This is a genomic window from Spiroplasma sp. SV19 (assembly GCF_030060925.1).
GTDB lineage: Bacteria > Bacillota_I > Bacilli_A > Mycoplasmatales > Mycoplasmataceae > Spiroplasma.
In genome coordinates this window covers 510,761-535,956 of record NZ_CP045455.1, presented here as the reverse complement: position 1 = coordinate 535,956, position 25,196 = coordinate 510,761, and the positions used below count along the sequence as shown (strand labels likewise).

18 protein-coding genes are annotated in these 25,196 nt (G+C 28.4%); 15 read left to right on the top strand and 3 right to left on the bottom strand.

Annotated features, from left to right (window positions below):
• Window positions 1-5 precede the first annotated feature (5 nt).
• The 6 genes from E7Y35_RS02505 to E7Y35_RS02480 all read left to right on the top strand — a co-directional run bounded on the left by E7Y35_RS02505 (window position 6) and on the right by E7Y35_RS02480 (window position 8,380).
• Window positions 6-1,136: a formate/nitrite transporter family protein gene (locus E7Y35_RS02505; RefSeq protein ID WP_283272774.1), complete on the top strand. Its 1,131-nt coding sequence runs from the start codon at window positions 6-8 to the stop codon at window positions 1,134-1,136.
• Window positions 1,137-1,535: 399 nt separating this feature from the next.
• Window positions 1,536-3,521 carry a formate C-acetyltransferase gene (pflB, locus tag E7Y35_RS02500; protein ID WP_283272773.1) on the top strand — a complete coding sequence of 662 codons (1,986 nt, stop codon included), beginning with the start codon at window positions 1,536-1,538 and terminating at the stop codon, window positions 3,519-3,521.
• Window positions 3,522-3,823: 302 nt separating this feature from the next.
• Window positions 3,824-4,087, top strand: a complete 264-nt coding sequence (locus tag E7Y35_RS02495; RefSeq protein WP_283272772.1) for a TIGR04570 family membrane protein — start codon at window positions 3,824-3,826, stop codon at window positions 4,085-4,087.
• A complete protein-coding gene (locus tag E7Y35_RS02490) occupies window positions 4,077-5,066 on the top strand; it encodes a LacI family DNA-binding transcriptional regulator (RefSeq protein WP_283272771.1) in 990 nt (329 codons plus the stop codon). The genes E7Y35_RS02495 and E7Y35_RS02490 overlap by 11 nt, the downstream gene beginning before the upstream one ends.
• Window positions 5,067-5,134: 68 nt before the next feature.
• The gene (locus tag E7Y35_RS02485) at window positions 5,135-6,703 is read left to right on the top strand and encodes a PTS transporter subunit EIIC (protein ID WP_283272770.1); all 1,569 of its coding nucleotides are present in this window, start codon (window positions 5,135-5,137) and stop codon (window positions 6,701-6,703) included.
• A gap of 27 nt (window positions 6,704-6,730) precedes the next feature.
• Window positions 6,731-8,380, top strand: a complete 1,650-nt coding sequence (locus E7Y35_RS02480; RefSeq protein WP_283272769.1) for an alpha,alpha-phosphotrehalase — start codon at window positions 6,731-6,733, stop codon at window positions 8,378-8,380.
• Here E7Y35_RS02480 and E7Y35_RS02475 read toward each other — a convergent pair.
• On the bottom strand, window positions 8,353-9,555 hold the full coding sequence (locus E7Y35_RS02475; protein WP_283272768.1) for a DUF3137 domain-containing protein: 1,203 nt from the start codon (window positions 9,553-9,555) through the stop codon (window positions 8,353-8,355). The genes E7Y35_RS02480 and E7Y35_RS02475 overlap by 28 nt on opposite strands.
• A gap of 160 nt (window positions 9,556-9,715) precedes the next feature.
• Between E7Y35_RS02475 and E7Y35_RS02470 the strand changes: the two genes are divergently transcribed.
• The 7 genes from E7Y35_RS02470 (at window position 9,716) to ffh (ending at window position 20,333) form a co-directional block, all read left to right on the top strand.
• Window positions 9,716-11,584 (top strand): prolipoprotein diacylglyceryl transferase, encoded by a 1,869-nt coding sequence (locus E7Y35_RS02470; protein ID WP_283272767.1) that lies wholly within the window; start codon window positions 9,716-9,718, stop codon window positions 11,582-11,584.
• 35 nt (window positions 11,585-11,619) lie between these two features.
• Window positions 11,620-12,144, top strand: a complete 525-nt coding sequence (locus E7Y35_RS02465) for a ferritin (protein WP_283272766.1) — start codon at window positions 11,620-11,622, stop codon at window positions 12,142-12,144.
• Between the two features lie 124 nt (window positions 12,145-12,268).
• Entirely contained in the window at window positions 12,269-12,976 is a 708-nt protein-coding gene (locus E7Y35_RS02460; protein WP_283272765.1) for a GntR family transcriptional regulator, read from the top strand.
• A gap of 114 nt (window positions 12,977-13,090) precedes the next feature.
• Window positions 13,091-14,965, top strand: a complete 1,875-nt coding sequence (locus E7Y35_RS02455; RefSeq protein ID WP_502957515.1) for a PTS transporter subunit EIIC — start codon at window positions 13,091-13,093, stop codon at window positions 14,963-14,965.
• 2 nt (window positions 14,966-14,967) lie between these two features.
• Window positions 14,968-17,226 (top strand): TIM-barrel domain-containing protein, encoded by a 2,259-nt coding sequence (locus tag E7Y35_RS02450; protein ID WP_283272762.1) that lies wholly within the window; start codon window positions 14,968-14,970, stop codon window positions 17,224-17,226.
• A 128-nt stretch (window positions 17,227-17,354) separates the two neighbouring features.
• Entirely contained in the window at window positions 17,355-18,884 is a 1,530-nt protein-coding gene (gene rny / locus E7Y35_RS02445) for a ribonuclease Y (protein WP_283272761.1), read from the top strand.
• Window positions 18,885-18,971: 87 nt separating this feature from the next.
• Window positions 18,972-20,333: a signal recognition particle protein gene (gene ffh, locus E7Y35_RS02440; RefSeq protein ID WP_349306598.1), complete on the top strand. Its 1,362-nt coding sequence runs from the start codon at window positions 18,972-18,974 to the stop codon at window positions 20,331-20,333.
• Window positions 20,334-20,406: 73 nt separating this feature from the next.
• Here the strand turns inward: ffh and E7Y35_RS02435 are convergent, their stop codons facing one another.
• Both E7Y35_RS02435 and E7Y35_RS02430 read right to left on the bottom strand, forming a co-directional pair.
• Window positions 20,407-22,053 (bottom strand): lipoprotein, encoded by a 1,647-nt coding sequence (locus E7Y35_RS02435; protein ID WP_283272759.1) that lies wholly within the window; start codon window positions 22,051-22,053, stop codon window positions 20,407-20,409.
• 92 nt (window positions 22,054-22,145) lie between these two features.
• Window positions 22,146-22,526, bottom strand: coding sequence for a hypothetical protein (locus tag E7Y35_RS02430; RefSeq protein WP_283272758.1), 381 nt, complete (start codon window positions 22,524-22,526; stop codon window positions 22,146-22,148).
• Window positions 22,527-23,026: 500 nt separating this feature from the next.
• Between E7Y35_RS02430 and E7Y35_RS02425 the strand changes: the two genes are divergently transcribed.
• Window positions 23,027-24,394 carry a lipoprotein gene (locus E7Y35_RS02425; RefSeq protein ID WP_283272757.1) on the top strand — a complete coding sequence of 456 codons (1,368 nt, stop codon included), beginning with the start codon at window positions 23,027-23,029 and terminating at the stop codon, window positions 24,392-24,394.
• 11 nt (window positions 24,395-24,405) lie between these two features.
• Complete coding sequence (locus tag E7Y35_RS02420; protein ID WP_283272756.1) at window positions 24,406-24,789, top strand: hypothetical protein; 384 nt, start codon at window positions 24,406-24,408, stop codon at window positions 24,787-24,789.
• The last annotated feature ends 407 nt before the right edge of the window (window positions 24,790-25,196 follow it).

Sequence of the window (25,196 nt, the reverse complement as noted above, 5' to 3'; positions counted from 1 at the left end):
AAACAATGAAAAATACTATTAAAATAGTGAAATATCAAAATGAAATTGATAAGTTATCAAAAATTGATGTATCAGTTTTAGAAGGTCATTTATCTTATTCTGAACAAGCAATTATCGGTGCTTTTGCATCATCTGATCGTAAAATTAAAGCGGGAATTATTAATACATTATTAAATGGTTTTTTAGGTGGATTATTTATTTCAATTGGATATATTGCTGCATTATATGCTATTCAAGGAATTACAACAACCGGAATCAAACAAGTAATTTTTGGGATTGTCTTTCCAGTTGGGTTATTGTTGGTAACCTTTTTGGGTGGTGGAATTTATACTTCGCATTGTGTTGGCTTTATTAATGCAGCAACAGGACATGCGAATTCATGATTATTTGTTCGTAATTTATTATTAGTTTTTTTAGCTAATTTTATTGGTTGTTTGTTTGCGGCTGTTATTATTTATTATGCTGCTGTTTTTGGACACCAAACAACAACTGATTTAAATAGTTTTGCTGGTCAAACAATGAATATGATTCAACATAAGATTGGTTCAATTGGTGGAGCGTTAGCACATGGTCAAACCGTAACTAGTAGTGATATGGGAATAACTTTTTTAAATAGTTTTATGTCAGGGATTTTTTGTAATATTTTAGTTGCTGCAACATTATATGTGACTTATTCTTCAAAAAGTCCAACTGCTTCAATTTTATGTATTTTCTTTGTTTTATTAGCATTTTGTATTTCTGGATATCAGCATGTTGTTGCTAATTCATTTATTTTTTGAATGAATGTTTTAATGTTAGGAACTCCAATGTTTGGTACCGAAGTTTTACCGGGTGTATCAGTCGGATATTTTGCAGGTTTTAATCTATTACCAGCTTTTATTGGTAACTTTTTAGGGGGAGCAGTTATTATTCCAACTGTGGCGTATTTTATTGTTCATAAAAAGGTTATTGCAACTGCTGTTAATTTGAAAAAGGAAAATTATGCAAGTAAAATCAAATTATTACAATTAAAAGCTGGTTTTGCGGAAATCATTGATAATAATTTTGTGCTAGACCAAGATAAATTTAATAACGCAATTAATAATGTTCAATTACCAGTAAAAAAACAATGATTTATTAAAAAAAGAAAAAATTAAGTTTAAGAAACATATTTTGGGTTGTTTAAGAGTTTTCATTTATTTTTTGAATCAAGTAAAACTATGTTCAGTAGTTTTTTTATTTTTATTTATTATTTATGAAATAAATAGTATACACTTATAGATAAAAAGGAAAGACTAAATTTTGGAAAATTTTGGAATATTAATAGTATAATATTAGTGATTATGTATTTTGCAAAAAATAAATAATATTAAAAAGTATAGGGTAATAATATTCTATTTTTTTAAAAAATATATTTAATCAAGAATGTAGCAGTTAAAAATAAGAACAATAGGAGTTGATCAACAATAAGTACTAACAAAATATGATTTCCAGAGTGGGAAGGTTTTCAGACGGGTAAATGAACAGATGAAGTAGACACACGTTTATTTATTCAAATGAACTATAAACCATATACTGGAGCAGATGATTTTCTGGTTGGGCCAACTATGGCAACAGAAAAATTATGAGCAAAAGTTATGGATTTAACAAAACAGGAACGTGAAAATGGTGGTGTCTTAGATGCTGATGAAGATTTACCAGCAAGTATTACTTCACATGGTCCAGGTTACATTGACCAAGAATTAGAAAAAGTCGTGGGAGTACAAACTGAAAAACCATTTAAGAGAGCAATGATGCCAAACGGTGGAGTTCGAATGGTTGAAGCAGCGAATGAATCTTATGGGTTCAAAGTTTCACCACGTGTAGTTGAAATTTTTACAAAATATCGTAAGACACATAATCAAGGTGTTTTTGATGCTTATACTGATGATATGCGCGCATGTCGTAAATCACATATTATTACGGGGTTGCCTGATGCCTATGGACGGGGACGAATCATTGGTGATTATCGTCGTTTAGCGCTATATGGAGTGGACTTTTTAATCACTCAAAAAGAGGATGACAAGAAAAATACATCAACGGTTATGACTGATGAAGTAATTAGATTACGAGAAGAAATTTCAGAACAAATTAGGGCTTTAAAAGACATTAAAAAAATGGCAGCATCTTATGGTTTTGATGTGTCAAAGCCAGCTAAAGATGCAAAAGAAGCATTTCAATGAACCTATTTAGCTTATTTAGCCGCTATTAAAGAAAATAATGGCGCTGCAATGAGTTATGGTAGAACAAGCAGTTTTTTAGATATTTATATTGAGCGTGATTTACAAAAAGGGATTTTATCAGAAGCAGAAGCCCAAGAATTAGTTGATCATATGATTATGAAATTAAGAATTGTTAAATTTATGCGAACACCAGAATATAATCAATTATTCTCTGGTGACCCAATTTGAGCAACGGAATCAATTGGAGGAATGGGGTTAGATGGTCGAACATTAGTGACGAAAACAGCATTTCGTTATATTCATACCTTAGCTAATATGGGACCTTCACCAGAACCAAATCTAACAATTTTATGATCACAAAATTTACCAGAAGGATTCAAAGCCTTTTGTGCAAAGTATTCAATTTTATATTCATCAATGCAATACGAAAATGATGACTTAATGCGTGTTACCCATGGCGATGATTATGCTATTGCTTGTTGTGTTTCACCAATGAAAGTTGGAAAGCAAATGCAATTCTTTGGTGCTCGTTGTAATTTAGTTAAAACATTATTATATGCCATTAATGGTGGGATTGATGAAGTCCATAAAAATCAAGTGTCGCCACGTTATGAACCATGTCATGGTGATGAAAACACACCATTAAATTATGAAGAAGTTTGAAATAAATTTGTTCAAATGGCAAAATGACTAGCGGGTGTATATACAAATGCACTAAATATTATTCACTATATGCATGATAAATATTTCTATGAACGAAGTCAATTGTGTTTTATGGACACTGATACACACCGTTTCTTTGCAACCGGAATTGCTGGTTTATCAGTTGTAACTGATGCTTTATCAGCAATTAAATATGCTAAAGTTTATCCAATTCGTGATGAGAATGGAATTGTAGTTGATTATCGCACTGAAGGAGAATTTCCAACTTATGGAAACAATGATGACCAAGCTGATGATATTGCAATTTTAGTTGTAAAAACATTTATGAATGAAATTCGTCGTCAACATCATTATCGTAATTCGGAACCAACAATGTCAGTGCTAACAATTACATCAAATGTTGTTTATGGAAAGGCAACTGGTAATTCACCAGATGGGCGAAAAGCGGGAGTACCATTTTCGCCAGGAGCTAATCCAATGAGTGGCCGTGATAAAACTGGGGCTGTTAACTCATTAGCTTCTGTTTCAAAAATTCCATTTAAATATGCTGCAGATGGAATCTCAAACACATTTACAATTATTCCAAACGCATTAGGAAAAGACCAAGATTTAATAATTCATGGTGATTTAGAAATTGATAATTTAAAAGAAAAATAAAAGAGATTTTAGTTAAAAAGTATCTTTTGAGTTTAAATTTCTAATCGAAGAAAACTTAAATCATTTAATTTTATTTAAGATTTAAATTAAATAGGAGGAAAAATATGTTTTATAAAACATATTTTTTTTGATTTAAAAAAAGGATTCTAAAAAAGAACTTAAATATGCAATAATGATAAAAGAAGTTTTAGTAATATTTTTATTATTTTAATAAAAAATTAAATTGCTGTTTAAATAGAATTTTAATAAATTGTTAAGATTCTTAATTTAGCATATAATTAGATAAACAAGGAGTGATTTAAATGAGTGTTTTTTCATTATCAAAAGAAAAAAGGTTTTGACAGAGGATTTTTAAAAAAATCCCATGGTTTTATCATAGTATTTTTATTATAACTGGATTAATTACAGGACTTTTATTTCAATTTTTATACATTAAGCGTTGAGATTTTCCATATTTTTTTATTTTTATCATTGCAATTTTCGTAATTTATTGTGTGTTATTTTTATTATTTAGTCCAATTATTAAGCAAAACTGATTTTGAAAGAGGAATTTAAATGAAAAATAAGAAGATTTCAATTAAAACAATTGCTGAAGAATGTGACGTTGGGGTTGGCACAGTATCACGTTATTTTAATGGTGGTTATGTTAGTCAGGAAAAACGTGCTTTAATTCAGAAAATTGTTGAAAAATATAATTTCCAACCAGATTTTGCAGCACATTCAATTAAAAAGAAAATTTTAGAAGTATATATTTTAATTCCTGATTTAACAAGTAGTAATACTTTTATTGTTAAATCAATTTTGAAACAAATTAATGATAACTTTGCAAAAATAGTACCATTTGTAGTGGAAACGACTTATAATGAGGAACGTTATTTATTGCATTTACAAGAAATAGTTCGGCGTAATCCAAGTGCTTTAATTTTATTTACGATTAGTAATGATCAAAATATTCGTGCCTTTTTAAAAACAATTTCAATTCCAATTATTGTTTATGGTCGTCAATGGGGAGATACGGTATTTATTAATAATGATAATGAAATGATGTATGCATTATTAGAACAGATGGCAGCTAACGGTGAATTTAATCATCAATATGAAATTATTTATATTGGAGAGAATCCAAACACTAATTTGCCAACTGGCTTTGCGCGTTATGATACGGTTGCAAACTGATTTAAAATGCATAATTATGCTTTTGACAGTTATTTTTTTGATAAGAACCAGGACGATGTGATTTATGAACTTATTAAAACAATTGATTTAAATAAGAAGATTATTATTTGTGGAACACATACTTGTTATAAAATTGCTCTTGCCTTCTTGCTGAAACAAAATATTACAAACAGTTTAATCACCGATATTTCTAATATGAATAATTTCTTTCTGCCAATTTTGGACAAACAATATTGTATTGCAATTAATTATGAAGAATTAGCAACTAAAATTGTTTTTAAGTTAAAACAAATTCTAGATGGTAAAAGTAACAATAATGAACAAACAATTGAATGTTTAAATTATGAAATTAAAACTTTTTTAAAATAAAGTTAGATTTTAGTTAAATGTATGTTATATTCTTATTGTGGAAACAATTCCATATTAAGAGGTGAAAAATGGCAAAAAAAACATATCTTAATGAAATAGAAGCATTAATTCCATTATTAGGAGGAATTGACAACATTATTTCATATACACATTGTGTATCGCGGCTTAGATTAGTGTTAAAAGACAATAATAAGGCTGACTCAAAAGGAATTGAAAAATTAGCAAATGTTAAAGGAACAGTTCAACCAATTGGACAGTATCATGTTGTAATTGGAGCAGATGTTAATAATTATTTTACAGAATTTAAAAAGTACTTAAGTTCTAAACAAGACCCTGCTAATGCAGAACAAACAAATTCTTCTGCGGGTAAAAAAGCAAAATGATATCAACGCTTATTACAACATTTTTCTGAAATTTTTATTCCTTTAATTCCAGCGTTAGTAGCGGGCGGTTTAATTTTAGGGTTTCGAAATATTTTAGAAGCTAATTGAAATGGTCCAGGAACTTCGTTAGTTAGTATTTCTGTTTTTGCAAAAGGGTTAAATGAATTTTTATGAATTCCAGCCCAAGCAGTTTTCTGATATATTCCTGTGACAATCTGTTGATCAATTTTTAATAAAATGGGTGGTTCACCAGTAATTGGAATCATTATTGGGTTGACATTATTATTACCACCACTAGTTGATATTTATTCCATTGCTGGCAAAGCCGGTAATTCATTATGAATCTTTAATGTGGCACCAACATTTGACTTTGGAGCATGAAAGTTTCCTTGAAAAGTTCAGTATACTGGTCAAGTAATTCCTGCCATTGGTGTAGCTTTCTTTGGCGTTTATTTAGAAAAAGGTCTAAACCAGGTTATTCCCGCGGTTTTAAAACAAATTTTTGTGCCTTTAATAACTATTTTATTATCTTTCACAATTGGATTATGTCTAATTGGTCCCCTTGGTTATATTATTGGTAGTGCAATTTCAGTTGGATTAAGTTGAACCTTAATTAATCCAATTGCTAAATACTTTTTTGGTCCCATTTTAGGATTGTTATATGCCCCAATTGTTATTACTGGAGTTCATACAATGTTTAATGCTGTAATGATTCAAAATACTGCACAAATTGGAGGGTCATTTATTTTTCCAATCTTATGTATGTCAAATATCGCACAAGGAAGTGCGACTTTGATGTTTACTATTAATAATCGGAAAGATCCGAAAATTAAGGAGATTGGAATTTCTGCAACAACTTCTGCTTGATTAGGAGTAACAGAACCAGCAATGTATGGGGTTAATTTACGCTTTTTTTATCCGTTTTTAGCCGCAATTATTGGTTCAGCTAGTGGCGCTTTATTATTAACTGTTGCTGGTGTAACTTCGAACGGAATTGGTAATGGTGCATGATTGGGTGTGTTATCAATTCAACCTTTTAGTCAAGTCAATGGTGTCAATACATTCGTTGGAACAGGATTTACTTGGTTTATCATTAGTGGTTTATTAACAATGAGTATGAGTATGACTTTAACTTGGTTTTTAGAAAAAATTCCGCGTTTTACAAAATTACGAAATGAAATATTAAATATTAAAGGAAAAAGTTTAATTAATTTAAAAAAACAACCAAAAGTAGCAGAAAATATTAGCAAGTAAATATTTTAAGCAATAAAGGAGAACATAATGAGTAAAATTAATTTTCAAGAAGCGATTGTGTATGAAATTCATCCACAATCTTTTTATGATAGTAACAATGATGGGATTGGTGACTTACAAGGAATTATTCAAAAGCTAGATTATTTAACGATGTTAGGGGTTAATTATTTATGGTTAAATCCAATTTATTTTTCACCGCAAAAAGATAATGGTTATGATGTTGCGGATTATAAAAAAATCAATCCCTTATTTGGAACAATGGCTGATTTTAAAAAATTAATTAGCGAAGCAAAAAAACGTAACATTTATATTATGATGGATATGATTTTTAATCATTGTTCAATTGAACATGAATGATTTCAAAAAGTTCTTGTTGGGAATAAAGATTATGAACAACGTTTTTTCTTTTTGACCGGAGATAAAACAATTCCTCCGAATAATTGACAAAGTAAGTTTGGTGGTTCAGTTTGAGAGTATCATGACAAATTACAAAAGTTTTATTTACATTTATTTGATAAAACTCAAATTGATTTAAATTGACGCGATGAGAAACTCCGCCAAGATATTTATGAAATTATTAATTATTGATTGCAAGAAGGAGTCCAAGGTTTACGATTTGATGTTATTAACTTAATTGGGAAACCAGAATCATTTGTTGATGATTTAACTGGCGATGGGCGAAAATATTATACTGATACACCACAAGTGCACACTTATTTACAAGAAATGGGTCAAAAAACATATCATATGAATAATAATATTATTACAGTTGGTGAATTATCTTCAACTTCAATTGAACAAGCTATTTTGTACACTAAGCCAGAATCACAAGAACTAAACATGGCATTTACTTTTCACCATTTAAAAATTGATTATTTAAATAATGATAAATGAGCACTAGCAGCTTATGAACCAGCCAAATTAGTCACAAATATTAAAGAGTGACAAAGCTTGGTTCAAGCAGAGGGGGGATGATTAGCAACCTTTTTGAATAATCATGATCAGCCACGAGCTTTATCACGATTTGGTGATCCTCAAAATTATCGTTTTGAATCTGCCATTGCTTTAGCAGCCGTTGTGTTATTATTAAGGGGAACGCCGTATCTTTATCAAGGTGAAGAATTTGGAATGGAAAACAATAATTATCAGGATATTAACCAACTTAAAGATATTGAGTCAATTAATTATTATTACATTTTACAACAGAAGGGTTATGAAATGTCAGCAATTTTAAAAATTCTTAGTGCTCGTTCACGAGATAATGCCCGAACTCCAATGCAATGAAGTGATGAGCAGTTTAGTGGATTTAGTTCACATCAACCATGAATTAATGTAAATACAAATTATTTAAATGTTAATTGGAAAAAAGATTATCATAATCCTCAATCAATTTTTAAAGCATATCAATTTTTAATTCAATTACGGAAAAAAAATTTGGCCTTTAGTTATGGCCAAATTGATTTTCTTGATCTTAATCCTGTTGTATTAAGTTTCTATCGTTCTTATCAAAGTCAAAAATTTTTAGTAATTATTAATTTATCAAACCAAGAAATTATGGTTGATGATAAGATAATTGATTTTAAAATTATTTATAATAATTATCAAACGCTTGATAAAAAGATTAAACCATATCAAGTAGTGATTCTTGATTATTTAATATCAAAACCATTCAAATAATCTAACCCTTTTCTTAGATGAGTTAAATCCAACTCAATTTTAGCAATTAAATCATCAATACAGTTTTGAATATTTTTGTTTCTTGCAATAATTGGTTTTCAAATTTGATCTTGATGATGTGCTTTTTTACTATAGTAATACTTATCAAGTAGTAAAGTAAACTTATCTTTAACAAAGGACATTGATAAAACTTCTTGGTATTTGGTGCTATTATCAATTAAATTAGCCATTGCTTTTGGTGTTAAAATTTTTCGTAGTTCAACAGGATCGGTTGTATTAGTATCAAATAAATTGGGAAATTCTGTTCCTTCTAGTTCAATTTCTTTGTTATTTAAAATAAATTTTTTAAATTTATTTTGATGAGGAACAATATTTGCTTCAATTTCAAAGTTTTTTGGCAATGTAGCAGTAAAGAAAAAGTAGTTTTCTGAACGCTTCATTTCAATTCATAATAATATGTAAGTCATATTAATACCATTTGCAATGCTATTTGATACTTTTGGATCTTTTGTTTTTTTATTAGAAAGACTAGCTAAAATAATTAAGCCAATAAAAAGACAAAAAATTAATATTTTTAAAAAAACCATTGTTTTGCGAACAGTAATAACACCTAGTGAAAAGGTGTTATTTTTTGTTGTTCCATTAATAACTTTATTATCTAATTTTTCTTCCAAACTGCTTACTCGAATTAAGCTTTGTTGCAAAAGGTTATTTTTTTTTGGATTTTTACTAAAACTAGTAAAATTTGGCTCGGGAATAATTTTAAAGTTATTACTTATTTCATCGAGAGCAATTTCATCTTTTCAAAGATCTTCAATGGCAATTCGATAGTATGCATTGTAATCTAATCGATTAAGAAAAAGATTAATACTAACAGCACCAGCTTTAATTAAAATATAAATGATCGTTGTGATTACCAATAATGTTAAAGTAAGATAGACAAGATAAAATTGTAATTTATTATTGCTAATATTGAGAATATTAAGAACAATTCCTACTAGTAATGCTGTGGCAAAAATTGTAATTAAGATACTAAAAATAATATCAATTACAACTGACTTTCGTCAAAAACTAGTAATTTTTTTATAATGTTGTTGAAGATGTTCTTGATGAAGAGTCTTAATTTTATTAACTGCTGTATCTGATAACGCAGTATTATTCATTTTTAATTTCACTTCACTTTCTATGTTATATTCATTTGAATAAATTGTAATTTAAAAAACGGAAAATTACAATTATGTTTCAAAAATAAGTGAACTTTTTTATTATAACTTGGTGTATAATTGTTATGCATTGATTGCTAGCAATTATTTAATAAAAGGAGTGAAAAAATTAATGAGTAGTATGTTATTAACAAGTGGGCCGCCTTCTCCAGATTGAATTACTCCCACTAATACACCACACAATATTTTAGCAACATATGGTGGTTGAGTTCATATGTATGCTGTATTTATGACATTGGCAATGATTTTGTCTGTTTTAGCCTGTTTTATTCGATTAAAAATTAAAAAGGTTCCAATCGAACCTTTAATTTGATCAATTTTTGTTATTATTCCTTTTTCATTATTTGGGGCTAGTTTTTTTGGAAAGGTTAATAATGATGTCAATAATCCTTGGGTAACAGAACCAGGAGCAGTACCATTTTGATCATTATTTGCCTTTTGAAAAGCAGGAATGAGTATTCATGGTGGTGTCTTGTTTGGAACCATTACTGGTTTAATTGTATTTGGGATTGTGGGACGAAAATCAAAAGTTTCACTGTGAGTTTATACAGATGCTATTATTCCAAATATTTTATTAGGGCAAGTCTTAGGACGTTGAGGTAATTTCTTTAATCACGAATTATTAGGGAGTGTTACTTCATATGATTCATTACGCTGACTACCAGCATTTATTCGTGATAACTTATGACAATGAGATGGCTTATCACCAGAAACAAGTGGGGGTGAAGTTGTCTTTCGTCAACCAATCTTCTTATATGAATCTTTCTTTAACTTTTTAGCATGATTATTCATTACTTTCTTTATTCCTGTTGCTGGTCAATTATTTAGCAAAAAACCATGGAAAAAGAATCCAAAGGAATATCCATTTGATTTAAAATATAATTTTGTTCATTTTTTTAACCGGAAATATCTTAAAAAAGATAAAATGACATGAAAAGAAGTCTGAGATAAAGCATATTTTAATTATGTACCAACGCAGAAACAATTAGATGAAATGCCAAAAAGAACAATTATTGAAACTAAATCAGAAGTTGTTAATACTTTTAAAAAATGGTGACATAATGATAGTGCTGAATTAACAAAATTAAATAATCCTGGTCGTTATACAATAACCCGTAGTGGTGTGCAAACTGGTTTTTATTTCTTTTTATGAAATTTAATTCGTTTTGTCCTTGAAACACAACGGGATGATCTTTCAACGTTATTTATTAAAAATTATCGGGCATTAGATTACGCGGTTCTAATCTTAATTTCAGTATTAGGATTAGTGTTAGCAATTTATGCGCAGTGAGGTGCACCAAGAAAATTCCGTAAGAATGGTTTTATTTATGAAAAAGAATATGTTGATTTTGAGAGTTTACAAACTTGAAAATTTGATAAATATTTAACTAATAATATTGTTATTGGTGAAGATAATTATATTGATAAATTACCAACAATTATTAAGGCAAAAGTAATGGAATTCTTGGGTTATCAAGATGAATCTTTTGATAAATATTTTGAATTAAAATATTTTAAAGCCAATGATCAAGTTTTAACTAATAATGAAATTACTAATTATGGATTTAAAATTGTCGCATTACCAACGGCAAATAATAAATTTGTTGATGATTTAGTTGTTAATCAAACATATAAAATTGATTTAAGTAAGGTTTTAAAACAAGCAACGTTAAATTTAACAAAACCAGCTAACAACCAATATTTAACATTATCAAGTCAACAATTTGGAACATTATTAAATAATCTTGTTCATCAAGATGAAATTATGGGACAAATTAAAGCAATTTGAAATAGGTTTTATCCAAATATTAACGAGAAGAAAACAACTATTTTTGACCTTAATCTTAATGAATTTATGAATTTTGATGAATTAAAAATTAGTCCAATGGCTAAAAAAATTGAAGTATCAAAATTTAAATTTAAAGAAAACCAATTTTATTATTTTAATAAAAAAGTTTGTTTTAAATTAAACTGACAATAAAAAGTGTACAATAGTAGTAGAAAGAGGGGGAAATTATGTTAACAAAAGATATTGAAAAAGATTTACAACAATATATTGATGAACATCTTAAAATGCAATTTTTTTGCTATAATTTAAGTTCAGCTGCTGAGAAACTAGGTTTTCCTGGTTTTAGTCATTATTTTCAAGTCCAAGCACAAGATGAAGTTTTACACCAACGTCGCATTATGAATTTTATGTCAGATCGTGATGGTCATTATCAGGTAAAAAATATTGTTGAAGAATATCATGATATTAAAAATATTACAGAACTAATGGAAACCTATCAAACAAAACGGGCATATTTTGCCGATTTAACTAATAAATTAGCACATCATGCTCAAGAAGTTGGGGATTTAGTAACTTATAAATTTTATGATTGATTTATGATTGATTTTTATGAAGAATTAGCAGAAATTAAAGATATTATTGATTGAATTAAAATGTCAAACAATAGTTATTATAAAATTGATCATAAAATGGGGGCAAAAGAAGAACCAGATACTTTAACAGTTATTGATCCATTTAGTTCACATGCATAATAATGTTTGGCATTTATCCCATTATTGTAGGTAGATAAAATATGCTGAAAAAAAGCAATTTTTATTGCTTTTTTTTTTTTTTTTTTTTTATAATTAATGCAAATTAAAGAGAGGAAGGTTTAAAGTGAAAAAAATTTTTCAATTCAAGACTTTAATTAGAACTAATACTATGGAAAGTAAAAAACTAGAAGATGTTTTGAAAACAATCATCAGTAAAAGTAAACCAGGTTTAAAATTACCATCCGAAGCAACTTTGATGAAAAAATATCAGATTAGTCGTACGACTGTTCGTGATGTATTTAAAAAGTTGATTAGGAAAAATATGGTTTATAGTCTTCAAGGAAAAGGTTATTTTACTTTGAATCCTGCTTTTTGAAGTACAGAACTATCATTTAAGAAGAAATATGATAATGCAGTTAATAAATTGTATGTTGTTAATATTCCACTTGATTCATATTTTATTAATACTTATCAATGTGAGACCAATGATTTTATGAGTTTAATTAAGGTTCGTTATCAAAATAATAAGATTAAGAAATATTCTATTATTTGAGTTAATAAGACGATTTTAAAAAATCTGAGCTTCAAAGACTGTGAAGATAGTCTTTTGTCTTATATTAATTCGCGCAATATAACCTTAGTTAATAATCTTAAATATTTTCGGTTAGAATTACCGAATGCTTATGATAAAAAGTTTTTGCAGTTAAGTTTTAAAACATATTTACCTAAAAAATATTCAATTACTTTTTCAGAATATCATGAGGTTGTTGAATGTAGTAAAGAAATATATCAACCAGAGGCATTTGAATTTTATAAAGTAAATTATTTTTAATAAGAACTTGTTACAACAAGTTCTTATTTTTATTTTGCTACATAAAATTAAAATAGAAGGGAGAAGTTAAAAATGACAGAATCAAAAAATTTGAGGCAAAAAGAAAACTATTTTATGAAATTAAAAAATAAAATTAAAGCGCCTTTTGAAGGAGGCAAGAATTCACGGTTTAAAATTGGGATTAATAAATTTGCAAAGGCAATTTTAACAATGATTGCAATTTTGCCAGTTGCTGGTTTATTTATTGTTGTTGGGAAAGTTATTGGTCCATTAGGTTTTGGTCAAATTACTACTATTGCCAAAGGGGCAAACCATATTGGCCAAATTATTGAGACAATTGGTTGAATGCCTTTTCGTCATATTGGGTTGTTATTTGCTATTGCGATTGGTGGGTCATGGGCTAAAAACAGAGCTGGTGGTTGTTTTGCCGGAGCGGTTGCTTATTTAACATTACTAAGTGTTGGAGCAACATTTTTCGTGACGAGAACAGGAACTGATGGTACTGAGTTTATGAATTATATTTTAGGAGGAAAATGAACTGACCAAAAAGATTATTTTAGTAACCAAGAAGGAGTATATTCTTTGCGATTTGATGCATTGGGGGGGATCATTACTGGTTTTATTGGTGCTGGAGTTTATAATAAATTCTTTGCTTTTAATCGATTGCCTAATGCTTTATCTTTTTTTAATGGACCACGTTTTGTTCCATTAATGGTAATTGTGATTTGTTTACCAATTGCAATTACTTTATCGTTATTTTGACCTCTAATTCAAACGGGAATAAATGTTATTGGAAAGAGCATTGCTTTAAATAATAAAATTCCATTTATTATTCCGTTTGGTTATGGTTTTTTAGAACGTTTGCTATTGCCATTTGGTTTACATCATATGATTACAATTCCAATGAATTATACTTCATTGGGTGGCGTTCTAGATTATACTAGTGTTAATACTTTTTCAGACAATTTATTTGAAAATCAGACTCTTACAAAAGAAGAACTAGTAGCTTTCTTTGATTATGCAGTGGCCAATAATTTAGTTGATAAAAAAAGTCTAGTTTCAGAAGGACAAGAACAAATGTGATATACCTGAGTTACAGCTTTAAATTTAGTTAAGAATAATTGAACTGAATATGCAAATAATATTGTTCCTAATCCAACGGGGGTTAATAATGTTTATTCAATTGTAATGAATGCCTTCGAACCGGTTCGTTTTAAAGTTGGCCAAATGATTACTTCAACGGGATCATTAATTGGTGCTGGAATTGGAATGATGTATGCAATTAATAAAACTAAGCGTGTGAAGTATAAGTCAATTTATATTTCGGGTGGATTAGCTTGTCTTTTAACGGGAGTGACAGAACCAATTGAATTTATTTTTATGTATACAGCACCATTATTATATTTAGCTCATGCTGTTATGACAGGAATAGCATTTGGGATGGCGGATTTAATTCCAATGCGAATTCATGCTTTTGGTGCAATTGAAATTATTATGAAATACTTTTTAGTATTGGGGCCAACTACATTAATCACAGATAATATTAAAACTAATTTATGATTAGATGGTTGCTTTTTTATTTTAGTTAGCGGTCTTTTCCTGGCAATTTATTTTGGAATTTTTTATGGATTGGCTAAAAAGTTAAAACCAAATATTCCAGGAATGGGTGAGGAAGTTGCTTTTGTAAATGCTCCTTTAGCTGATCAGAAATCAGGTTCTGGTGGTGTTAATGATCAACTAATTCATAAAATTGTTAGTTTGCTTGGAACAGCAGCAAACATTGAGGAAGTTGATTGTTGTATGACGAGGTTACGAGTTGTTGTTAAAGATGATAAAAAAGTGGTTGATAAATTTAAAGACGAAACAAATGCGTTGGGGGTTATTAAACAAGGTAACTATTATCAAATTGTATATGGACCAAAAGTAAGTATTTATAAAGAAAAAATTGATGAATATTTAAGTAATCAAATTACAGAAGGGAATGAATAATAATGATTAAAGATAAAAAATTGTTAGCATATTCATTTCCGCAAAAGGAACCGATTTTTGATCTTAATTATGAATATGCTGTTGCCAGAAAAATTAGTGACTTTTGATGACAAGATAATAGTCTTTATCTTGAAGTTACTTTAAGTAATTTACAAAAATCAACTTTAAAAATAACATTATATTCTAATGGAATTATTAACTTATACTATTATCAAAAAAAGATAGGTAATAACCGATTTATTGAACATTTAAAGCCCTTAAGTATTAGTAAAATTAATTTAATTAATCATTCCAATTATTTTGAAATAAAATTACTAAATGATGAAAAACTATTAATTCAAAAAAATCCTTTTCAAATAACATTAGTTGATTGTCATGACACCATTAAATTTAAAACTAATACTCGAAAAGGATATGAAATGTTTGAAAATTATCGGACTCCTCCCTTGGGTTGAAAAATTAAAAAAGGTAATGAATGACAACCGTTTATGTCGTTTTGGTTAATGAATGATGAAAAAATATATGGATTTGGAGAAAAGTTTCGTTTTTTAGTTAAAAATGGGATTGAAACAACAATTTGAAATAGTGATAATTCTTGTGTTGCTAACCATGATTTAGGTTATAATGGCTTGCCATTATTTTATTCAACAAAAAAATGAGGAGTATTAGTTAATACTGGTGAACAGACTAGTTTTGAAATTGGTTCACCAGTAACTGATGCCATTAGTTTTCTTAGTTTTGAATCCTGTTTAGATCTTTATTTTTTCACAGGACAAACAATGAAGGAATTAATTAGTCAGTATACTGATTTAACGGGAAAGCCAACTGAAATTCCTGATTTGAGTTATGGAATATGATGTAATCGTTTGTATTATCATAATAAAAATGAATTGTGAGCAGAAGTTGAAAAAAGTATTAAAGCCAATTTTCCCTTAGATATTATTTGTTTAGATCCAAAATGATTGGAAAATCGTTACACGAAAAGTTGCAATTTTGAATATAACAACACAGCCTTTGGCTCTTTTCAAGAATTATTTGCTCAATTAAAAGCAAAAAACATTGCTGTCTGCTTTTGAATTAATCCTTATTTACAAGCTGATAATAGTGTGAATTGACAAATTGCTTTTAACAATAATTATTTGGTAAAAACAACAGATGATAATTCATATGCGCACCCGCTAACAGGGACAGAAACGTATCAAACAAATTGTGGGATTGTTGATTTCACTAATCCAGCTGCAGTTAAATGATATCAAAATGAATTACAGAAATTATTTAAATTAGGCTTGCGATTTGTTAAACCAGATTATGGTGATGGGGTCCCACCAAATGCGTATTTTAGTAATGGTTTAACGGGAAAAGAACTTCGGCAGTATTATCATTTTTTATATTGTAAAACGGCATATGATGCTAGTGCCAAATATTTTGGGTCAAATGAAACATTAACTTTTTGTCGGCCAGGATATATTGGAACACAACGTTTTTCAGGAAAATGATCTGGTGATAGTTACTCAAATTTTACTGAATTAAAAATTCATTTAAATGCGGGGTTGTCTTTAGGGATGAGTGGTGAAATGGCATGAGGAATTGATATTGGTGGTTTTTATAGTGAAGAAGCATTTGACGAAGACTTGTATTTGCGGTGAACACAAGTGGGAATGTTATGCCCGTTATCACGGTTCCATGGCATTGGTCCGCGCGAACCATGAAATTTTTCACCGGCCGCTTTAGCTAATGCCATAAAATATGCCAAATTGAAACGAAAGTTATTACCATATTTTAAAATGTGTGAACTAGAAGCAACAACCACGGGGGTGCCAATTTTACGAGCAATGGTTTTAGAAAATGAAGATGATCAAATTGCGCAGTTAATTGATAACCAGTTTTATTTAGGAAGTAACTTATTAATAGCTCCGGTTTTAACACCACAAACAACAAAGCGGGAAGTTTATTTGCCAGTTGGAGAATGGTTTTTATTTGGCCAAAAAGAAAAGAAATATGTTGGAAAACAATCTTATTTACTGTCTTGTGCAGCAGATGAAATCTTAATTTTCGTAAAAGGAAACACTATTATTCCTACAATTAAAGAAGATAACTATCATTTTGAACAATTAGATACTGTTTCATTAGAATTAAACCTTTATGGAACATTACCATCAAAATACGAGTTAAAGTTTAAGCTTAACCAAAATTTAATTGTAATTACTTATCAAAACCAAAAATTTAATATTTCGTCAGACCATAATTATGTTGTAAAATAGCAAGTATTTACATTTTTCCTCTAAAAAAGAGTATAATATATATGGTAATTATTTTATTGCCATTATTCCACTTATACATTTAAAATTAATACTTCTTGCTTAATACTTTAAGTAGAGGAGACATAATTATGCAAATAACGATATGAGTATTAATCATTATTGCCGTTGCAATTGGTTTTTACTTTCTTGGATTTTTATTTGAAAAATATCTAAGATTTAAATTAATTAAAAAAACAAAATTAAAAATTAAACAAGCTGAAGAAAAGGCAAAAAAAATTATTAATGCTGCAAAAGCTGACGGAAAAGTTGAGGCAGCACAAATTAGACAAGAAATGAATAATGAGTTAGCTCGTAAACGTGAAGAATTTTTAGAAACTGAAAAGTTTCTAACAAATAGGGAGCGTTTAATTATTGAGCGCGAAGAAGTATTATATAATAAAGAGCAAGAAACATTTCGCAAGAAAGAAGAATTACAGGGAAAGATTAATTATTATCAAGAAATGGTTGAACATAATCTTCAACAACTTGAGAAAGTTGCTGGCTATTCTTTAGAAGAAGCGAAAGATGTACTTTTTAAAGAAATAAGTGACCGGTACCAAAAAGAAATTGGTGAATTTTTAAAGAATGCTGAAAATACAGCAAAAATTAACGCTAAAGAAACAGCTATTAGTATTGTTACTAGCGCAATTGAGCGTTATGCAGTAAATATTGTAGTAGAAAAAACAACAACTTCTGTTTATTTAGAAGATGATAATATGAAAGGACGAATTATTGGGAAAGATGGTCGTAATATTCGGACTTTTGAAATAGCAGCGGGAGTTGATCTAATTATTGATGATACTCCAAATGTTGTTCAAATTTCATCTTTTAATCCCATTCGCCGTGAAATTGCAAAGAAAACATTAGAAAAATTGTTAATTGATGGGCGGATTCAACCAAACCGGATTGAAGAAACAATTAAGTTAGAACAAGAAGAAATTGAAATGACAATTTTAGAAACAGGTAAAGAAGTTGTTGCTGAATTGGAGTTAGATAATTTAGATATAGAATTAATTCGTCATTTAGGAATTTTAAAATACCGCACTAGTTATGGACAAAATGTTTTATTGCATTCGATTGAAGTTGCTAAATTAACAGCAATGATGGCTAGTGAATTAGGTTTGGATGCAACGATTGCCATGCGAGCTGGTTTATTACATGACATTGGGAAAGCAGTTGATTTTGATAATGAAGGAAGTCATGTTACATTGGGGATTAAATTAGCAACCAAATGTGCTGAGAATTCAATTGTTATCAATGCGATTGCTTCGCACCATGGGGAGGTTCCTGCTAATAATCCATATTCAGTTTTAGTTTCAGCAGCTGATACCTTATCAGCAGCACGGCCAGGAAGTCGTAATAATAATCTTGAAAACTATATTGCACGGATGTCAGAATTAGAAAAAATCTGTCAGACAGTGGTTGGTGTTCAGTCGGTTTATGCTTTACAAGCAGGTCGCCAAATTCGTGTTATTGTTAATCCCGTTATTAGTGATGATGATCGTACCCACAAAATTGCTATTGATATTAAAGAAAAAATTAAAAAAGCAAAGGTAATTCCAGGGGACATTATTATTACCGTAATTAGAGAGTTACGAATAACTGAAACTGTTATTTAAAAGAATAAATTTTTATTCTTTTTTTATAATAATTTTAGTATTATAATTAGTAGGAAAGCTTTTGATATAAAAAATAGAGGAGAATTAGTGATGATTGGAGACTTTTTAGCAAATCGATTGAAGAAATCAATTGAAAAAAATATGAAAAAATCAACCCTAACTAGTGATGCTATTAGTGAAACAATGCGTGAAATTAGGTTAGCATTATTAGAAGCGGATGTTAATAATGAAGTGGTAAAAGATTTTATTAAGGCTGTTGAAGCAAAAGCCCGTGGTGAATATATTTTAGATGGTTTAAATGCATCACAGATGATGGTTAAAATCGTACATGAAGAATTAGTTAATATTTTTGGAAAAACAGCAAAGGAATTATCTTTTACTTCAAAACCAACAATTGTGATGATGGTTGGATTACAAGGGAGTGGGAAAACAACAACAACTGGTAAGATTGCCAAATTAGTGGAGAAGAAATATCAGAAGAAACCATTATTGGTAGCTTGTGATATTTATCGTCCTGCTGCGATTGATCAGTTAAAAACAATTGGAAAAAATTTAAATCTTGAAGTATTTGAACGAGGAACACAAAATCCTGTTAAAACCGCCCAAGAAGCAATTAATTATGCGAAGGAAAACAAAAATGATGTTATTTTAATTGATACTGCAGGTCGTTTGCATATTGATGCAGAATTAATGCAAGAATTAAAAGAAATTAAAAATAATATTACTCCAGATGAAATTTTACTTGTAGTTGATGGAATGACAGGGCAAGATATTATTAATGTTGCAACAGAATTTAACCAATTATTAAAATTAACTGGAGTTGTTGTTACTAAGTTAGATGGTGATGCACGAGGAGGAGCAGCATTATCAATTACGCATTTGACCAAATTACCAATTACTTTTATTGGAACTGGAGAAGGAATGAGTAATTTACAAATCTTTTATCCAGATCGAATGGCTGATCGAATTTTAGGGATGGGAGATGTTCAAACTCTAGTTGAAAAAGCAAAAGATGTCTTAGATGAACGTGATATTAAAAAAACAATGAATCGAATGATGATGGGGCAGTTTGATTTACAGGACTTGTTAAATCAAATGCGACAAATCTCAAAAATGGGTAAAATGGGGGGAATTATGAAATTACTGCCTGGAATGCCAAAAATGAGTGATGAAAAAATTGCTGATGCGGAACGTAAATTAAAAGCAACAGAAGTTTTATTATCTTCAATGACCGTTAAAGAGCGTCGTGAACCACGATTGTTAAAACACTTATCACGAAAGAATCGCATTTTAAAAGGTTCAGGTCGTACAGAAAAAGAATATAATGAGTTAATTAACCAATTTGAAAAAACAAAGAAACAAGTCGATGAAATTGCTCGCCAAATTAAATCAGGTCGTATGCCAAACATTCCGGGTATGGGTGGTTTAAGTGGTATGGGCTTTAATTAAAAAACATATAAAAACAAGTTTAAGTTCCAATTTAATTGAACTTAAACTTGTTTTTAATAGTATTTATTTTTTGCTATTTCATATTAGTTCTTTGTGCTATTGAAAATTGCATGCCATATTCATTGCCATCAGCACCCAGATTTGATGCAAATGAATAGTATAAACCATTGTCAAAATTTTCACCAAAAGTAAACATAATAGTTCATGCTTCTCGTAAATTATAATCTCATTTTAGTGCTAATCATTGATCAAATATTTCTACTCCTTTGAGATTTGGCAATTGGAGGTGTTTTGTAATGTTAAATAAGTTAAGATCTTCTAAATCTTTGGCTTCTTCAGAAGTTTTAAAATTTTTTACCAAAAACTTAAGAACACTTTGAAGGCCATCTTTCTTATTTTGCTCTAATACTTTTTTAAATATTTCATTTGGAAATCTTCATTCAACAAAACTGCCAGAAATAATTCCCCCGCGGGCATATTTAATAAATTGAATAATTATTTTTCCTCAATTTGCTAATTTTTTGTCAATTGCTACTTGTGATAAATTTAAAGTAACTGTAACATCTTCGTTATTTTTATCAGTTACATAGCCAGTTAATCCGAGCCCATAGATGTTAAAATAATTTAGATTAATTCTAAAGGTTCCTAATTGTAAATCAAGGTTATCAGTAAGATTAAAAACAGAACCTACATTTTTTTTATAAAAATTCACAAAATCAGTGGGTTTAACATTATCAATGAATTCTCAACCAATACCATTGTTAAATTTCTCTCCAATTCATTTTGCTAAGATAACATCAAGTTGCTTTATTTTTTTTGATAAACCATCATATCCTTTGTTTTCTGATGTTAAGGCACCATTTTGTGTTTTTTCAATCAAATTATTATCATTATAACTTATTGTAATATCTTTAAACTTTTTTTCCTCTGCAATATAACCTTTGATAGCAGTTTTAAAAATATCGTCTAATGGTTTAGTATTTTTTGTAAAATCTCAAATCATTTGACTATATAGTGTTTTAAAAATTTCATTTTCACCAAAATTAACATTTTCTAATTTTATAAAATAGTCTTTAATATTTTGAATTAGAAAGTTGACTGCCTTATCAGAAAAAGCCTGTAAGGCAGTTACATTTTCAGTAACATTATAGATGCTTGTTATTTCAAAACTAGCATACATTTGTTTAAATTTTAATTGAATTGTTACTTTGTAATCAACCCGCACTGCTGAAAATGGCTCAGGATTAACATCAGCGGGAAACTTATTGCGCAAGTTTTCAACATTAATGTAAGTAACTTTTACAATATTTTTTTCATCATCTAAGGTTAAGGGCAATGTATTAGGAAAATAATTTGAATATTCGTTTTGTAAATCACGATTAACACTATCAAAAACGTTTTTAAAACTATTAATAAAATAAGCAGCTAATGTATTATCTTCAGGATTCTTTAATCGCAATTGGTAAGGTTCAGTATCATCTTTATTTACTTTCGAATAGATTTTTCCTAAATTATTTTGCCCACTATCAATATAAGGAATCTTTGTGATTTTTTCTTTCATTTTTGTCTCTGCTTTTGCTTGAATTTCATTAAAGACTTGAATATCTTTTGCGGTAAGACTTTCAGTGCTAAGTGGTTTTTTACTATGACAAGCAACAACATTGGGAACAACGGTTCCAGTTAATGTGATTGTTCCCAAAATACTTAATAATTTCTTCATTGTTTTTCTCCTTTTTATTATTTCATATTAAAAAATTATTGGCAGGGCAATAGTAATTTAATTAGTATTTTGTAATATTTATTTTTTTGGGTTTAAGTTAATGGTGGTGCATGTCCTTTTTTAAATTGACTAATATATTTCGAATTACGAAAATTAGTAAATAATAGTCCTTCTTGGAATTTTAAAAGTTTTGAAAGGAAGATATTTAAAATAATTATTAATGTTAATTGTTTTTTATTAATTAAAGTTTTAGAATAAAAGATTTTAATTTGAGCGGCACTTTTTTTAAGATATTTAAAAAGTTCAATTCTAGTTTTAAGACAATAAATAAAAAGAAACAAAATAACAGATGAATAATACAAATGATTATCAATTGCCAAATCAGTTTCTATCATGGTTGCATTATAAGCAAAATAGATAGTTACCAAAATAAAGTATAAAGTTAAATAACTGGTAAAGAATTTGTTTTTCATTTGTTTGTTCCTTTTTATTTATGTTAGTTATATTTATAACAATTATTTTTAAAAACAAGTGGATAGTTTTATTGGTTAATATTCTTTTATTTTTTGTGGTTTTTCGTCAAAATTAACTTTAAAATTAAAATATTAGGTGAAAATTTTATTATGCTAGCAAAAACAGTAGAACAAAAATAAGAAAACCATAAAAAGTACAATATATAAATTTTTACTTTATATAAACTTGCATTTATTATGACCATTTACAGTATATGACTTTTTATAATCATTTGCAAAAAAAAAAAAAAAAAAGGTAAAATAAAAGTACCTCAAAGGCACATAACTGATTAAAAAAATAACTATTAAAAATTTTTGGTTTAGTTGTTAATAATTTAGATATTAACTGTCTTTATCAAAAAAGTTTTTCAACTTAATTGAGGTAAACTAGGGTATTTGTTGTTTTTTAATAACAAAGCATATTTTTAATTATAAAACTTTAACATATTAGGAGGAGAAAAATGAAGAGAATTTTAACTCTTTTAGGAGCAATATCACTTGTGGGATCAAGTACTGTTTCAGTTGTTGCTTGTAATCGTTATTATCCTGTTGGAGAAAAAGTGTCAGTTGATGACATTAAAAAAGAATTAGAAGAATATACTGATACACCATTTTTTGCTTCTTCATCACAAATAACAAATGATAAATTAGCATCAGAATTAGCTAGTCGAATGACATTAGGAAGTTATGAATTAGTTGTTAAAAATGATACAACATTTTTGCAACCAAACATTACTGATGATAATGTTTTACAAGCAGAAACATTAAAGGATTTTAAACAACAACTAGCATCAACCGTAGTACAAGGCGAATTAGTTGTCAATAACGGAACTGCCGTTGTTAGTTTAAAAAAAGATGATAATGAATTATTTAGTGTTAAAATTAAGTGATCATCAAATGAATTGCTATTTTTAGCAAACACAATTAATAAGATTAATAAGGTGGGGGAGACAACCCAAAATATTAAATTTCCGTTGCCATCACTTATCCCAGGAATAAATCTTACCCTTGCTGATTTATATAGTTTTCTGGAGATAATTGACTTACCAGAAAAATTAATCAATAGTATTGATTTAACTCAAATCAGTAGTGGTCCAAATTTTGTTATTAAGTTTAATCACCTATTACAAAACATTAGTAGGAATTTAGCAAGTAAAGGTATTGGTGGTGATTTCTTAACAAAAAAAATAGCTCTTAATATTAAATTAGATGAAAAACTTTATCTTAAGGGGTACAACAATAGTAAAAAAGAAGAAGGGACAATTAGTGATTTATTACATAACATTGCCCCAGATTTTATTGCGTTATTGCAATGATACCTTAACGAAGGTCAGCAAAAGATTAAAGAAACACATAATACCGTTTTACCATTAATCCAATATTTATTATCACCAGTTAATTCAGATTTAAAAGAAAATATTAAAACTGAATTTGGTGAAAAAGAGTGATTTTATAAAAATACCACAACTAATTTTGATAGTTTAATTTTTCATTTGTTAGCAGGTTATAAAGGTAAACCAACTACAGATGATAGTCGTTATATTATTAAAATTGTTGGGAAATATGATACTAAATCAATATTCGGTGAGATAAACATTAATTTGGAATTTAATCAAAAATTCATTGGTGACCAACAGTACATAATGATATTTAAGTACGTTGCAATGGAATTAAAACCAACCTTGTTAATTGCAAGTATGTTAAATATTTTTAGCAAAAACAGTGGGCAAGGGATTGATGCTGTTGGAGAAAGCATTTTGCAATCAAAAACATGGTTAGGATTGAGTAGTTTTATCCAGGGTCTGATTCCAAATCTTAATGTTTTTTAGGGCCAAGTATTATGCAATTTGCTAGCAAATATATTTTACAAAACCTAGGTTTAAGTAATAGTGAAATAGACCACAATAATGTTACAATGATTGCTGGAACAGTTAAGTTACAACTTAAAAATAAAAATGATCAATGAGAAGATTTTAAAACAATAACAATGTTTAAAGAAGTTGACAAGACAGATAAGGATGGTAAACCAGTTACTGATAAGGAAGGTAACCCAGTGAAGGTGAAGGTTGGTCCTGATTTAAATCAAATTTTAAATGCAACTGATATAAAATTTAGTTTTATGAATGTTAAATTTAAAGTTACATTAAAAAATAATGATAAGTTTATTTATGAACCAAATAGTAACATAAATTTTGATTTATGATTATCAGATGATATAAATTAAATATTGAAAAAAGTATTTTACATTTATATTTTTTACCGAATTAGATGTACTTTGTAGTAATATAAATTACACTTTGATCTGAATGAATTATTAGTTTTTTCAGATCTTTTTTATTTGGAATTGTTGCTATTCTTTTTAATAAAGTGCTTATTAATCCTGAAGTTGTTATTGAATTTGAGATTGTATAAGCAAGTATTTTTTTAATGTTAAATCAATGAATTAAATTAGATTTTTTAATATGACTATGTTTAATGATAGTGACATCAGTAGTTCCTATTAAATTTGGTTTCATTTGGTTAAATTTATGTTTTAGTAAGTTCTTTTTGCTTATTTGATTTGATAATTTTTTAATGACAGAAACTTGTCTTACTTATTAGGGATAAATTTATGCTAGAATTCAATTTTTT